This window comes from Duganella sp. CF402, from assembly GCF_900109645.1.
Taxonomy (GTDB): Bacteria; Pseudomonadota; Gammaproteobacteria; order Burkholderiales; family Burkholderiaceae_D; genus Rugamonas.
In genome coordinates this window covers 68,340-82,215 of record NZ_FOBG01000004.1, presented here as the reverse complement: position 1 = coordinate 82,215, position 13,876 = coordinate 68,340, and the positions used below count along the sequence as shown (strand labels likewise).

The following is a 13,876-nucleotide window of genomic DNA, read 5'->3' as shown; positions in this document are numbered from 1 at the left end:
ATGACCGCTTTTGCCACCGCCGCCGAACCGGCGGCGCCGATCTCCGGCATCGAAATTCCCAACATGGACACCAGTGTGCGTCCGCAGGATGACTTCTTCACCTACCTCAACGGCAGCTGGATCAAGACCACCGAAATCCCGGGCGACAAATCGAGCTGGGGCACCTTCGCCAAGCTGCGCGACGATACCCTGTCGCAGCTGCGCGGCCTGATCGAGAAGACCGCCGCCGAAAAAGCCAAGACCGGCACCGAGGCGCAAAAAATCGGCGACCTGTACGCCAGCTTCATGGATGAGGATAAGCTGAACCAGCAAGGCATCCGCCCGCTGACCGGTGAGCTGAACCGCATCCGCGCGCTCAAGGACAAGAAGGGCTTGCCGCTGCTGTTCGCCCACCTGACCCAGATCGGCGTGGCCACGCCGTACGGCATGTACGTGCGCCCGGATGCGCGCGAGTCGACCAAGTACGCGGTCTACATCACGCAGAGCGGCCTGGGCTTGCCGGACCGCGACTACTACCTGAAAAAAGACGACGCCAAGATGGCCAACGCGCTGGCCAAGTATGAGCTGCACGTCGGCAAAATCCTGACCCTGTCGGGCGACCGCAACGGCTACGCCAACGCCAAGAAAATCGTCGCGCTGGAAACCGCGCTGGCGGAAGTGCAGTGGACCAAGGTGCAAAACCGCGATCCGGTCAAGCGCTACAACAAGATGGACATCAAGCAGCTGACCGAGCTGGCGCCGGGCTTCGACTGGGGCCATGCACTGGCCGCCAGCGGCGTGGCCAACAAGGTCAACTACGTGATCGTGCAGCAGCCGAGCTATCTGGCCGGCTTCAACGCGCTGCTGGAAAAGATCGACCTGGCGACCTGGAAAACCTACTTCGAATGGCAGCTGCTGCGCGAAGCCTCGCCTTACCTGTCGAAAGAATTCGCCGACGCCCATTTTGATTTCTATAGCACCGTGCTGACCGGCGTGGCCGTGCAGCCGCCGCGCTGGAAACGCGCGGTGGCGCTGGTGGAAGCCAACCTCGGCGAAGCGCTGGGCAAGCAGTACGTGGCGGAATACTTCCCGCCTGAGCGCAAGGAGCGCATGGACGCGCTGGTGAAGAACCTGCTGGTCGCCTACAAGCAAAGCATCGACGGCCTCGACTGGATGAGCCCGGCCACCAAGCTGGAAGCGCAAGCCAAGCTGGCCAAGTTCACGCCGAAGATCGGCTACCCGAACAAATGGCGCGACTACAGCGCGCTGTCCATCGTCAAGAACGACTTGATGGGCAACGTGCTGCGCGCCGAGTACTTCCAGCACCAGCGCATGATCGGCAAGCTGGGCAAGCCGATCGACCGCGAAGAGTGGAGCATGACGCCACAGACCATCAATGCCTACTACAACTCGACCATGAACGAGATCGTGTTCCCGGCCGCCATCCTGCAGCCGCCGTTCTTTGACGTGCGCGCCGACGATGCGGTGAACTACGGCGCCATCGGCTCGGTGATCGGCCACGAAATCGGCCACGGTTTTGACGACGGCGGCAGCCAGTCCGACGGCGACGGCAACCTGCGCGACTGGTGGACCAAGGAAGACCGTGCCAACTTCAAGGCCAAGGCCGACGCGCTGGTCAAGCAGTACGACGGCTACAGCCCGCTGCCGGGCTACCACGTCAACGGCGCGCTGACCCTGGGCGAGAACATCGGCGACAACAGCGGCACCGCGATTGCCTACAAGGCCTACAAGCTGTCGCTGGCCGGCAAGACCGCGCCGGTGATCGACGGCTTCACCGGCGACCAGCGCTTCTTCATGGGCTGGGGCCAGCTGTGGCGCGTGAAGATGCGCGAAGACCAGCAGATCCTGCAGGTGAAGACCGACCCGCACTCGCCGGGCCAGTTCCGCGTGAACGGCCCTGTGGTCAACCAGCCGGGCTTCTACGAAGCCTTCGGTGTCAAGCCGGGCGACAAGCTGTATGTTGCGCCGGAACAGCGCGTGACCATCTGGTGACGTGACCGGGGGTGGTTTTTTTGCTATTGTTCCGAGGCTTGCCTATACATTTGGAGATATAGACTTGAAAAACCACCTCGTAAGCGCGCTGATGCTGGCGCTGCTGGCTTCGGCCGGCGTGCATGCTGAACCGAAAACCTCGGGCGTCGACATCGGCAACATCGATGGCGCCGTCCGTCCGCAGGACAATTTCTTCCTCAACCTGAACGGCAAATGGCTGGCCAATACGGAAATCCCTTCCGACAAGGCCAGCTGGGGTTCGTTCGAAAAGCTGGACGACGACACCAAGCCGCAGCTGCGCGCCATCATCGAAGCGGCGGCGGCCAATCCGGCCGGCAGCCCGGAAGCGCAGCGCATTGGCGATTTCTTCGCCAGCTACATGGATGAAGCACGGCTGGAGCAGGTCGGCCTGGCGCCGCTGAAGGCGGACTTCGACCGTGTCGCCGCGCTGACCAACAAGCAGCAGATCCCGGCCCTGATCGCCCACTTCAACCGCTACGGCTACAGCGTGCCGTACGGCGTCGCTATCCACCAGGACAACAAGGATTCGACCAAGTATGTGGCCGACCTGTATCAGGATGGCCTGGGCTTGCCGGACCGCGACTACTACCTGAAAAAATCGGACAAGAAACTGGCCGATGCGCTGGCGAAGTACGAGCAGCACGTGGCGAAAATGCTGGCGCTGGCCGGCAACGCCAACAGCGCGGCCGACGCCAAAGCCATCGTGGCGCTGGAAACCGATCTGGCCAGGCTGCAGTGGACCAAGGTCGAGCTGCGCGATCCGGTCAAGGCTTACAACAAGGTGCCGCTGGACAAGCTGTCCAAGCTGGCGCCCGGCTATGACTGGGGTACGTGGCTGAACGACACCGGCATCGCCGGCAAGGTCGATTACGTGATCGTCAGCCAGCCGAGCTACATCACCGGCTTCAACAAGCTGCTGGCGAAGACGCCGCTGGCGACCTGGAAGGCTTACTTCCAGTGGCACGCGCTGCACGCCAACGCGCCTTACCTGGCCAAGGCGTTCGCGCAGGAGAACTTCGCGTTCTACGGCAAGGTGCTGAGCGGCGTGAACGAGCAGGAGCCGCGCTGGAAGCGCGCTGTCAACGCCACCGATACCGCGCTGGGCGAGGCGCTGGGCAAGCTGTATGTCGAGCAGCACTTCCCGGCCGAGCGCAAGGAGCGCATGGAGCAGCTGGTGAAGAACCTGCTGACCGCCTTCGGCCAGAGCATCGATACGCTGGACTGGATGGGGCCGGACACCAGGAAAGAGGCGCATGCCAAGCTGGCCAAGTTCACCACCAAGATCGGCTATCCGAACAAGTGGCGCGACTATTCGGCGCTGGTGGTGGCCAAGGATGATTTGGCCGGCAACGTGCAGCGCTCGCGCGCGTTTGAGTACGCCAAGGAAGTCAACAAGCTGGGCAAGCCGATCGACCGTGATGAATGGGGCATGACGCCGCAAACCGTCAACGCCTACTACAACCCGGAGCTCAACGAGATCGTGTTCCCGGCCGTCATCCTGCAGCCGCCGTTCTTCGATGCGGCGGCCGATGACGCGGTCAACTACGGCGCCATTGGCGCGGTGATCGGCCACGAAATCAGCCACGGCTTCGACGACCAGGGCGCGCAGTACGACGGCGACGGTAACCTGCGCGACTGGTGGACCAAGGCCGACCATAAAAACTTTGCGGCCAAGACCAGGATGCTGGTCAAGCAGTACAACGCCTACAGCCCGGTCAAGGGCTATTACGTCAACGGCGAGCTGACCTTGGGCGAGAACATCGCCGACAACAGCGGCGCGGCCATCGCCTACAAGGCTTACCTGCTGTCGCTGGGCGGCAAGCCGGCGCCCGTCATTGACGGCCTGACCGGTGAGCAGCGCTTCTACATGGGCTTCGGCCAGGTGTGGCGCGCCAAGATCCGCGACGCGCAGCAAATCGTCTACCTGAAAACCGATCCGCACTCGCCGGATCAGTTCCGCGCCAATGGCACGGTGCGCAACCAGCCGGGCTTCTATGAAGCTTTCGGCGTCAAGCCGGGCGACAAGATGTATCTGGCGCCCAAAGACCGCGTCATCATGTGGTAACGTAGTAAATCGTACTTAAAAAACCTCGAAGGAAAACTCGTGAAACGTCACCTCGTAAGTGCATTAATGCTGAGCCTGATCGCAGGCCTGGCCGGTGCTGCGGACAGCGCCAAAAGCGTCGCTCCTGCCAGCGCCAAAGTAGCAAGCAAGCCGACCTCCGGCATCGCCGTCGAATACATCGATCCGGCCGTGCGCGTGCAGGACGACCTGTTCACTCACATGAACGGCAAGTGGCTGGCCACGACCGAGATCCCGGCCGACAAAGCCAGCTGGGGCACCTTCGCCAAGCTGCGCGATGACATCCAGCCGCAACTGCGCGCGATCATCGAAGGCGCCGCCGGCAACAAGGCCGGCGGTCCGGAAGCCCAGCGCATCGGCGACTTCTACGCCAGCTTCATGGATGAAGCCAAGCTGGAACAACTGGGCCTGTCGCCGCTGAACGCGGAACTGGCCAAGATCGCCGCGCTGAGCGACAAGAAACAACTGCCAGCCCTGATCTCGCACTTCAACCAGATCGGCGTGACAGCACCATACGCCTACGGCGTCCACCAGGACAACAAGGACTCGACCAAGTACGTGGCCGACCTGTACCAGGACGGCCTGGGCCTGCCGGACCGCGACTACTACCTGAAAGCCGACGACGCCAAGCTGGCCGACACGCTGGCCAAGTACGAGCAGCACATCACCAAGATGCTGACGCTGGCTGGCAACGCCAATGCTGCCGCCACCGCGCACGCCATTGTTGCCTTCGAAACCGAACTGGCCAAGCTGCAGTGGACCAAGGTCGAACTGCGCGACCCGGTCAAGGCCTACAACAAGGTCGACATCGCCAAGCTGGGCGAACTGGCGCCAGGCCATGACTGGAATGCCTACCTGGCCGACGCCGGCGTGGCAGGCAAAGTCAGCTATGTCATCGTCAGCCAGCCGAGCTACCTGAAAGGTGTTGCGGCGCTGCTGGACAGCACCCCGCTGGACACGCTGAAGGCCTACTTCCAATGGCAACTGGTGCGCGCCAACGCGGCCTACCTGAGCAAAGCCTTCGTCGATGAAAACTTCGCCTTCTACGGCACCGTGCTGAGCGGCGTGACCGAACAGCGTCCACGCTGGAAGCGCGGTGTGAGCGTGACCGAAGGCGCGCTGGGCGAAGCCGTCGGCAAGCTGTACGTGGCGGAATACTTCCCGGCCGAGCGCAAGGCACGCATGGAAGCGCTGGTGAAAAACCTGCTGGTCGCCTACAAGCAAAGCATCGACAAGCTGGACTGGATGAGCCCGGTCACCAAGAAGCAGGCGCAAGCCAAGCTGGCCAAGTTCACCACCAAGATCGGCTACCCGAACAAATGGCGCGACTACTCGGCGCTGGTGGTCACCAAGGATGACCTGGTCGGCAACGTGATGCGTTCGCGCCAGTTCGATTACAACAAGGAACTGAACAAGCTGGGCAAACCGATCGACCGCGACGAGTGGGGCATGACGCCGCAAACCGTCAACGCCTACTACAACCCGGAGATGAACGAGATCGTGTTCCCGGCCTCGATCCTGCAGGCGCCGTTCTTCAACGCGGATGCGGATGACGCGGTCAACTACGGCGCCATCGGCGGCGTGATCGGCCACGAAATCAGCCACGGCTTCGACGACCAGGGCGCCCAGTACGACGGCGACGGCAACCTGCGCGACTGGTGGACCGCTGCGGATCACAAAAACTTCGCGGCCAAGACCAAGATGCTGGTGGAGCAGTACAACCAGTTCAGCCCGCTGCCCGGCTACCACGTCAACGGCGAGCTGACCCTGGGCGAGAACATCGCCGACAACAGCGGCGTGGCGATCGCCTACAAAGCCTACAAGCTGTCGCTGAAGGGCAAGAAAGCGCCGGTGATCGACGGCCTGACCGGCGACCAGCGCTTCTACATGGGCTTCGCGCAAGTGTGGCGCATGAAGATGCGTGAAGCGGCGCAGATCCAGCAAGTGAAGACCGACCCGCACTCGCCGGGCCAGTTCCGCGCCAACGGCACCATGCGCAACCAGCCAGGCTTCTACGACGCCTTCGGCGTCAAGCCAGGCGACAAGATGTACCTGGCGCCAAAAGACCGCGTGATCATGTGGTAATGCAGTAAACTACGGGCTTCTGATTTCAAGAAGCCCGTTTTTATTATGCGCTTGCGTTATACCGTTCCCCTCATCCTGCCGCTGCTGCTCAGTGCTTGCGGCGAGTCTTATACGCCGGTTGATGTGTACATGGCGGCCACGCCGGAGTGTGCCAGTTGGCAGGATGGCTCGCGCTTCGAGCTGCCGCGCGGGATCAGCGTGTCGACCACGCCGCCGGTGACGCTGCCGGATGGCGGCGCCGAATTCACCTTTGTCTACATTGTGCCGCGCGGCCAGCGCGCTTTGTTCCTCAGTCGTGACTACAACGTCACCGCGCCGAAAGGACCGGTGCTGGCCAAGGCGCAGCTGGTGAGCTTCTATCAGCGCACCACCACCTCGCGTCCCGAGATTGTCGAAGAGATTCCCAAGGTGCCGGATATGCTGATCGCCGGCGCCACTGGCGATGAAACCATCTGGCGCGTGCGCTTGCGCGTGACGGAAAAGCTGCCGGCGCGTTTCGATATCACGCCGCCGGCGTTTGAAATCGCGCTCACCAAGTATCCGATGCGCACTTTCACCTACCGCTACTTCGACGACCGCAAAGCATTCGGTCTGTGCAAATAAAAAAACCGGCCGCGCAGGCCGGTTTTGTCATTTGAGCCGCAGTTTATTTTTGCGGTTCGGCGGCTGGCGCCGCAGGTGCTGCAGCTGGCGCCGGTGCGGCTGGTTCCTTGAATTTGCCGCCCGAGCTGTTGGCCATGTAGACCACGGCGCGCGCGACTTCCACATCGTCCAGGTCCGGATTGCCGCCTTTGGCTGGCATGGCGCGCAGGCCGTCGACGGCGTGCTTGACGACGGTGTCGTAGCCTTGGGCGATGCGCGCGCTCCATGAGCCGGCATCGCCGAACTTCGGTGCGCCCGCGACGCCGGCGCCGTGGCAGGCCGCGCAGGTCGAGGTGTAGATGGCTTCGCCGGTTTGCAGCACTTTCGGTGCGTTGGCGTCTTTGAGGGTGTAGCCGGCGTCGGCCACCGGTGCGATCCGGCTGGCGACTTCTTCCGGTGCCTGGCTGTTGGAGCCGGCTCCGGCGAGCTTGTCAGTCGTGACATACTGGACCAGCAGGATGATGCCAAAAATGGTTACTGCGAAGAAGCCGATAACCGCTGCAACCAGCTGTTTAGGCGTCTTGATGGCGGATTCGTGTTCGTTATGTGCGTCGCTCATGATTTCCTTAACTAATTTCAAGCCGGGTGGCGCAAAGAGTGGATCAGCAGCTGCTACCTTGTAAAACATTCACCAAACGGCTGATTATAGACATAAGAATGCCTCGAAGGAAACGCAAACTTAAGATGCTGCAACGCAACCTCGAAGCGTTTGGGAATTATTTGCAACAATTTTGACTTAAATCAAAAATTGCCGAATAAACAGCGCATTTGAAAATCACAATGTTGATTGCCGTTACGCTGGTGGCCGTGCTTTACTGCCAAGCTATCTGAACCGTGGAGATGGCTTGTGAAATTGCGGAATCTGGTGGTGGGGTTGGCGCTGGTGTGTGGGGCGGGCGGGGCGGCGGAGTACGCCAATCCGGTGATTTATGCTGATTATTCGGATCCGGATATGATCCGTGTCGGCAGCGACTATTACCTCGTTGCGTCGAGCTTCCATTTTTCGCCGGGGATTCCGATTTTGTCGTCGAAGGATCTGGTGCACTGGAAGATAGTCGGCCATGTGTTGCCCAGGCTGAATTTCCATCCATCCTACGACATGGCGCCGCCGTTCCCGCTGACCGACGCCGTGTCCAAGCCTGTTGGCGATGGCCTGCGCTATGCAGGCGGCGTATGGGCGCCATCGATACGTTTTCACGACGGCCGCTTCTACGTCTACTGGGCCACGCCGAACGAAGGCATCTTTATGAGCTCGGCCACCGATCCGGCCGGCGCGTGGTCGGAGCCGGTGATGGTACTGGCCGGTCCCGGCTACGAGGATCCATGTCCGTTCTGGGATGACGATGGCAAGGCTTACCTCGTCCATTCCAGGGTCGGCGCCGGTCCCGGCATCCTGCACGCCATGAGCCCGGACGGCAAGACGCTGTACGACGCCGGCAAGACCATCATCGAGGACAAGGTCAACTTGCCCATCTTTGAAGGCCCCAAGGTCTACAAGCGCAACGGCTACTACTACATCTTTGCGCCGATCGGCGGCGTGGAGACCGGGCCGCAAGCGGTGCTGCGTTCACGCAGCATCGAGGGGCCGTATGAAACGCATCTCGCGCTCAAGCCGGGCAATGGCTTGAAGGGGCCGCATCAGGGCGGCTATGTTGAAACGCCGTCGGGGCAGGGCTGGTTCATCCACTTCAACAGCACCGGCGCGTTCGGCCGCATCGCGCATCTACAGCCGGTGGTGTGGAAGGATGATTGGCCGGTGATGGGCGATGAAGGCACGCCGGTACTCAAGCATGCCGCACCGGACACGGCGGAAAAGTCGCCCGGCTACCAGCTGCAGGACAGCGACGAGTTCTCGTCTACCAAGCTGGGCTTGCAGTGGTCGTGGAATCACAACCCGGACAACACGCGCTGGAGCTTGAGCAAGCGGCCGGGCTTCATGCGCATCGAGGCCAGCCAGTCCACCTATCTGGTCGGCGCGCGCAATACGCTGACGCAGATTTTGCAAGGCCCGCAATCGGATATCACCACGCGCATGGAGTTGAAGGGCATGACCGACACCCAGCGCGCCGGCCTGAGCCTGTTCGGTGTGAAGGTGCCGTGGGTCGGCGTGGTGCGGGAAGAGGGCGTGAACTATCTCACCTATTCCAATGCCGGCGAGGAAACGCGCATTGCAAAGATTGACGCTGGTGCGGTCATCCTGCGCGCGATGGTGAAGGAAGACCAGACCGTGCAGTTCTCCTACGCGATGGATGAAAAGGGGCCGTACATGCAGGCCGGCCCGGTCACGCCGCTGGCGAAGTTCTCATGGTGGAAAGGCAGCCGCCCGGCCGTGTTCACTTACGCGAAGCAGGGCACGGGCGGCTATATCGACGTCGACTGGTTCCGCGTCGCTCACTAACTCATTGACGGCAAGCGTCGGCCAGCACTTCCGGCCGCGCATCGTTGCCCACCACGCGGAAGCGAACCCGCTGCAAGCTGAGGTGCCTGATGTGTCGCGCCCACAAGCCATAGGCTGGCATCACGGTGGAGAACATGTGCGGATCGGGATACTCCGCCGGTGCTTCCGGAATCTCGGCCGGGATGGCGGCTGGGCCGGTTGCCGCCGTCATGGTCAGGTCGACATCACGCAGCAGCACGTGTTCGATCTGCGCGTTGGGCACGCCGGTGAAGAAGGAGCCGCGCATGCCGTTGTCGTCGCCGCTGATGTGGTCGTAGACGATGTAGCGCAGCACGCCAGGTCCCGGCCGCTTTTGCTCCGGCCGCACACGTCCACGGTCGCCCAATCGCAGGAACAGCGGACTTTCGGCACGCACGATGCGGGCGTCGTGCACCAGCACCCGTTCCAGCGTGCCACCGTCGACAATTTCCCACGAGATGCCGCCGTCGGCCTTGCGGCGGTTGATGGCGCGCATGTTTTGCGCCGGTCCGCCCAGCGTCACGTTGCGCACCAGTACGTTGCGGAAGTCACCCTGTGAATCGGTGCCGAACTTGAGCGCGTTGCAAGTGCTGTAGAACTGGCAGTTCTCGATCAGGATGTGTTCGGCGGTGCGTTGCCCTGCGCCTTTGAAGCACATGCCGTCGTCCTGCGCGTTGACGAAACTGTTGCGCACGATGACGCGGCGGCAGCTGTCGATGTCGATGCCGTCGTTGTTGTGGTTGGCCTGGTTTTCGACGTGGATGCCGTCAATCAGCAGATCTTCACAGTTGAGGTAGTTCTGCATCCAGCACGGCGAGTCTTTCATGTGGACGTCGCGGATAACCACGTGCTTGCAATCGATGATGCGGATGAGGAATGGGCGGCCGGGCGTGGAGCCGGTGGTTTCTTCGCCGGGGAAGTTGTCCTTGGTGCCGCGTCCGTCGATCAGGCCCTTGCCGCAGATGCCGATGCGCTCGCAGCCTTCGGCGAAGATCAGCGACTGGTTCATGCCCATGTTGCTGTCCTGGACCGTGGGGCGTTGGGCGCGATGCTCGGGATAGTCTTGCAGATTGGTGCTGGCCAGCAGGCGGGCGCCGGCGACCACTTCCAGCATCACGCCGGAGCGCAGCACGATGGTGCCGCTCAGGTAGTCGCCTTGCGACAGCCGCACCGTGCCGCCGCCCGCCGCTGCGCAGGCGTCGACGGCGCGCTGGATGGCGGCGGTGGCGAGGCCACCGCCAGCCGCCAGACCATGCTGCTCCGGCGTGACCACGCGCGCCGGGGCCGGCCACGGCTTCAGCGTGCGCACCAGCTGCGCCGCCATCGCATCCAGCTCGCGCCGCAGCGGACCGGCCCAACCGGCATCAGCCGTGCAGGCCGCTGCCGCCGGGGCCAGCCACGGCCCCAGCAGACCGGTGGCGAGGCCGCCGCCCAGTGCCAGCGTCACGCGCCGGCGTTGCAGGTTGTGGCCGCTCACAGCTTGACGTTCAGGCTGAAGAACAGGTTGCGGCCCAGCGGGTCGTAGGTCGCGGCGATGGTGTTATTCGCCGGCAGCTGCGACGAGCCCAGCACTGGAGGATCCTTGTCCAGCACGTTGCGGATGCCCGCCGTCAGGCTGACCGACTTGGTGAAGTCGTAACCGGCCGTCAGATCGAGGTAGGTGTAGCCCTTGATCTTCGGATTGGTCAGCGAATCCAGCGCTGGCGCCGAACCGCCCGAGGTGGACGGCAGCACATAGGTATCCACCGTCACTGGGCCGATGTAGCGCGCCCGTGCCGACAGCATCAGCTTGCCCGTATTCATGGTCAGGCGCGCCGTGCCTTTCCACTTCGGCACCGGCTGGCCGCAAGTCTGGCCGAAGCTGCCCACGCACTGGTTGGTGATGCTTGGCAGATCCTGGATCGGCGTGAAAGTCAGCTCCTTTACATAAGTCCAGTTGGTGTCGATATTCCAGCGCGTATCGGCGCCCATCAGGCCCCAGCTGCTGCGGAAGCCGTAGTGGCCGGCCAGGTCATAGCCCTCGGTCTTGATGCCACCGATATTGGCCGCCGTGGTCATCACATAGGTCGGCGCGGCGATCTGGCCGGTGACTGGATCGCGGTTGATGGCCTTGCAGTACACGCTGTTGGCGTTCTGGATGGTGTTGTAGCACAGGTTCAGCACCGACTGGATGCCGCCACCGCCCAGCGTCGAAATCGCATCGTCCAGCGTGATCTTGTAGTAGTCCACGCTCATTTGCAGGCCCGGCACCATCTTCGGTGCAAACACCGCGCCGAAGGTGGTGGTGTGCGAGGTCTCGGCCTTCAGGTTCGGATTGCCGCCGACGATTTGCGTCAGGAAGTTGGTCGGCTGCACCGATGGATCGAACACCAGGTTGGCCGGCACGCCGGTCGCCACGCACAGCGCCTTGACGGCGGCAGTCTGCTGCGCGGCCGGTTGGCGGCTCGAGCATGGGTCGGTCGCGGTCGGGCCATTGGTGCCCTGGCCGCCGAACAGTTCGCCCACGTTCGGTGCGCGGATCGATTTTTGTTTCTGCGCGCGGAAGGTCAGGCTATCGACAGGCGTCCACTCGGTGCCGACCGAGTTGGTCCATACGGTGCCGACCGATTCGATGTCGTAGGCGGAACGGCGGAAGGCGCCGCTCAGGCTCAGGTTCTTGGCGAACGGCTTGTCCGACAGCAGCGGCACGCGCGCTTCGCCGAACACCTCTTTCACAGTCGATTCACCCTGCGTGGCGCGCGCCGCATTCCAGCCCGACACGTCGCCCGAGGACAAGTATGCATCCGGCGAATAGCGGCTGTACGCATGGCGGTGCTCGGCGCCAGCGGAGAAGTCGACCGGGCCGGCCGGCAGTTCCAGCAGCTTGCCGGTCAGGTTGGCCGCCAGGCCTTGCTGTTCGGCCGTGATGGCCGAGTTGGACGCAATCGACACCGCGCTGGCCGCCGCCGGCGTGATGTTCTGGCCGAACGGATTCAGCACCGGCGCCGCGCCGCCCTGCGCCAGGATGGCGTTCTGGTAGCGGCTCAGCGAAATCGAGCCGCTCTGGAATTGCGATTCCGTGGTGCGGCTGTTGGTGTAGTACATGTCGTACTTGAGGTCGGTAAGGTAGTGCTCCGACACGTCGTTCAGCTTACCCTTCAGGCCCAGCGCGATGCGGAAGGTCGAGTGGTCGGTGGCGGCGAAGCGGGTGCCGATATCGGTCAGGCGGCGGTTCAGGTTGAGCACGGCCAGGCCGTCGCCCGGCGTGGTGGTCAGGGTCTGTGAACCGTTGGTCACGCGGGTGGTGCCGGATTCCTTCAGGTCCAACTGGCGCAGCACTTCCTGCATCTGCGGGCTCAGGTATGGATTGTTGGTGTTGACCAGGAAGTTGGCGCCCGCACCGGCCGGCGCGATCTGCACGTTGGCGGTGTTGTTGCTGAAGTGGATCTCGGTGTAGCCGGTGGCGTACTCGTTGAAATTGTAGTGGGCGAAGGCATTCGCCACCCAGCGCTTCTGCGGCGTGACCACGTAGGACAGCGGGCCGAGGTCGTAGGCGTCGGCCGTGGTGTAAGGGCGAACCACCTTGCCGGTCGAATCGAACACCGCACCCAGCGTGCTCATGCCTTGCAGGCCGGCGGCGGCCATTGCCGCATCCAGCGCGGCGTTGGAGCCGGACGAGCCGTACAGCGGCAGGTTGCCGATGCGGCCGGTCGGCACGGTGGACGATCCGCTGTACACCAGCCCCGGACGGCCGCCGGCCGACAGGCAGGTCTGGCCGGAAGGCACGCTCAGCGGCGTGCCGGGACGGGTGGCCGACCACGAGGCGGAAGTCACGCAGCCATCGCCCAGCGACGGCGTGGCGTAGCCGCCCAGATCGCCGCGCGTCATGCCCTGGCGGTCCTGGAAGTTGACCGACAGCACGGCGTTGCCCTTCTTGTTATCGAAGTTGCCGCCGACGGTCAGGTCGATGCTCTTGGTTGGCGTGCGGGTCGGCTGGTCCCAGTTGCCCTGCACATTGATTTCCGCGCCTTCAAAATTGTCGCGCAGGATGAAGTTGACCACGCCGGAGATGGCGTCCGAACCGTACACGGCGGACGAGCCGCCGGTCACGGTTTCAATCCGCTTCACCAGCGCGGTCGGGATGGTGTTGATGTCGGTGGTGAAGTCCGGGCCGGTGATGGCGTAGCGGCGGCCGTTGACCAGCACCAGGTTGCGCGTCGGGCCAAGGTTGCGCAGGTTCAGGGTCGAGGTGCCGGATGGCTGGCCGGCCTGCACGGTGTTGGCGGTCGGGCTGTTGAGCTGGTTGGCGGTGAATTGCGGCGTGTCGTTGAGCAGGTTTTCCAGATTCTGCGTGCCCGACACTTTCAACTCGGTGGCGTCCACCACGGTGACTGGCGTCGGCGCCAGGAAGCCTCGGTTGGCCAGGCGCGAGCCGGTGATGACGACCTGGTTCTCTTCCGGCTTGGCTGGTGCGGCCGCTTCTTCCTGCGCGCTGGCAGCACCGGTGATGCCGGCTACAAGCAGAAGAACGGCGTTCGTTATCGCGGTTTGTTTCGTTCTCATTATGTTGTCTCCTCTTTTTGGTTTGTCACCGTCAGACGGTTGAACCGATGGTATGGAGGTCGGGGTGAGAGCGTCAATCCGAATTCGGTCAACGA

Annotated in this window: 8 protein-coding genes; 5 read left to right on the top strand and 3 right to left on the bottom strand. The window is 63.0% G+C overall.

The features are described from left to right. From BMZ70_RS24675 to BMZ70_RS24660, 4 genes are all read left to right on the top strand, one after another. The gene (locus BMZ70_RS24675) at positions 1–1,992 is read left to right on the top strand and encodes a M13 family metallopeptidase (protein ID WP_175500827.1); all 1,992 of its coding nucleotides are present in this window, start codon (positions 1–3) and stop codon (positions 1,990–1,992) included. A gap of 91 nt (positions 1,993–2,083) precedes the next feature. Then, a complete protein-coding gene (locus tag BMZ70_RS24670) occupies positions 2,084–4,078 on the top strand; it encodes a M13 family metallopeptidase (RefSeq protein ID WP_175500826.1) in 1,995 nt (664 codons plus the stop codon). Positions 4,079–4,144: 66 nt separating this feature from the next. Then, entirely contained in the window at positions 4,145–6,181 is a 2,037-nt protein-coding gene (locus tag BMZ70_RS24665) for a M13 family metallopeptidase (RefSeq protein WP_175500825.1), read from the top strand. Positions 6,182–6,226: 45 nt separating this feature from the next. Beyond that, entirely contained in the window at positions 6,227–6,784 is a 558-nt protein-coding gene (locus BMZ70_RS24660; protein ID WP_092280519.1) for a hypothetical protein, read from the top strand. Between the two features lie 43 nt (positions 6,785–6,827). On the opposite strand, the gene BMZ70_RS24655 is transcribed toward BMZ70_RS24660, so the two are convergent. Further along, positions 6,828–7,382 (bottom strand): c-type cytochrome, encoded by a 555-nt coding sequence (locus tag BMZ70_RS24655; RefSeq protein WP_092280517.1) that lies wholly within the window; start codon positions 7,380–7,382, stop codon positions 6,828–6,830. A 288-nt stretch (positions 7,383–7,670) separates the two neighbouring features. On the opposite strand from BMZ70_RS24655, the gene BMZ70_RS24650 reads away from it, so the two are divergent. Continuing rightward, entirely contained in the window at positions 7,671–9,221 is a 1,551-nt protein-coding gene (locus BMZ70_RS24650; protein WP_092280515.1) for a glycoside hydrolase family 43 protein, read from the top strand. Between the two features lies 1 nt (position 9,222). Here BMZ70_RS24650 and BMZ70_RS24645 read toward each other — a convergent pair whose 3' ends face one another. Continuing rightward, on the bottom strand, positions 9,223–10,716 hold the full coding sequence (locus tag BMZ70_RS24645) for a glycoside hydrolase family 28 protein (RefSeq protein WP_092280513.1): 1,494 nt from the start codon (positions 10,714–10,716) through the stop codon (positions 9,223–9,225). After that, positions 10,713–13,781, bottom strand: coding sequence for a TonB-dependent receptor domain-containing protein (locus BMZ70_RS24640; RefSeq protein ID WP_092280511.1), 3,069 nt, complete (start codon positions 13,779–13,781; stop codon positions 10,713–10,715). The genes BMZ70_RS24645 and BMZ70_RS24640 overlap by 4 nt, the downstream gene beginning before the upstream one ends. Between the last annotated feature and the right edge of the window lie 95 nt (positions 13,782–13,876).

Excerpts from the sequence above, each read along its gene's own strand:
- BMZ70_RS24640 (WP_092280511.1), bottom strand. The coding sequence starts at position 13,781 with ATGAGAACGAAACAAACCGCGATAACGAACGCCGTTCTTCTGCTTGTA.
- BMZ70_RS24665 (WP_175500825.1), top strand. The coding sequence starts at position 4,145 with ATGCTGAGCCTGATCGCAGGCCTGGCCGGTGCTGCGGACAGCGCCAAA.
- BMZ70_RS24670 (WP_175500826.1), top strand. The coding sequence starts at position 2,084 with ATGCTGGCGCTGCTGGCTTCGGCCGGCGTGCATGCTGAACCGAAAACC.
- BMZ70_RS24655 (WP_092280517.1), bottom strand. The coding sequence starts at position 7,382 with ATGAGCGACGCACATAACGAACACGAATCCGCCATCAAGACGCCTAAA.
- BMZ70_RS24660 (WP_092280519.1), top strand. The coding sequence starts at position 6,227 with ATGCGCTTGCGTTATACCGTTCCCCTCATCCTGCCGCTGCTGCTCAGT.
- BMZ70_RS24675 (WP_175500827.1), top strand. The coding sequence starts at position 1 with ATGACCGCTTTTGCCACCGCCGCCGAACCGGCGGCGCCGATCTCCGGC.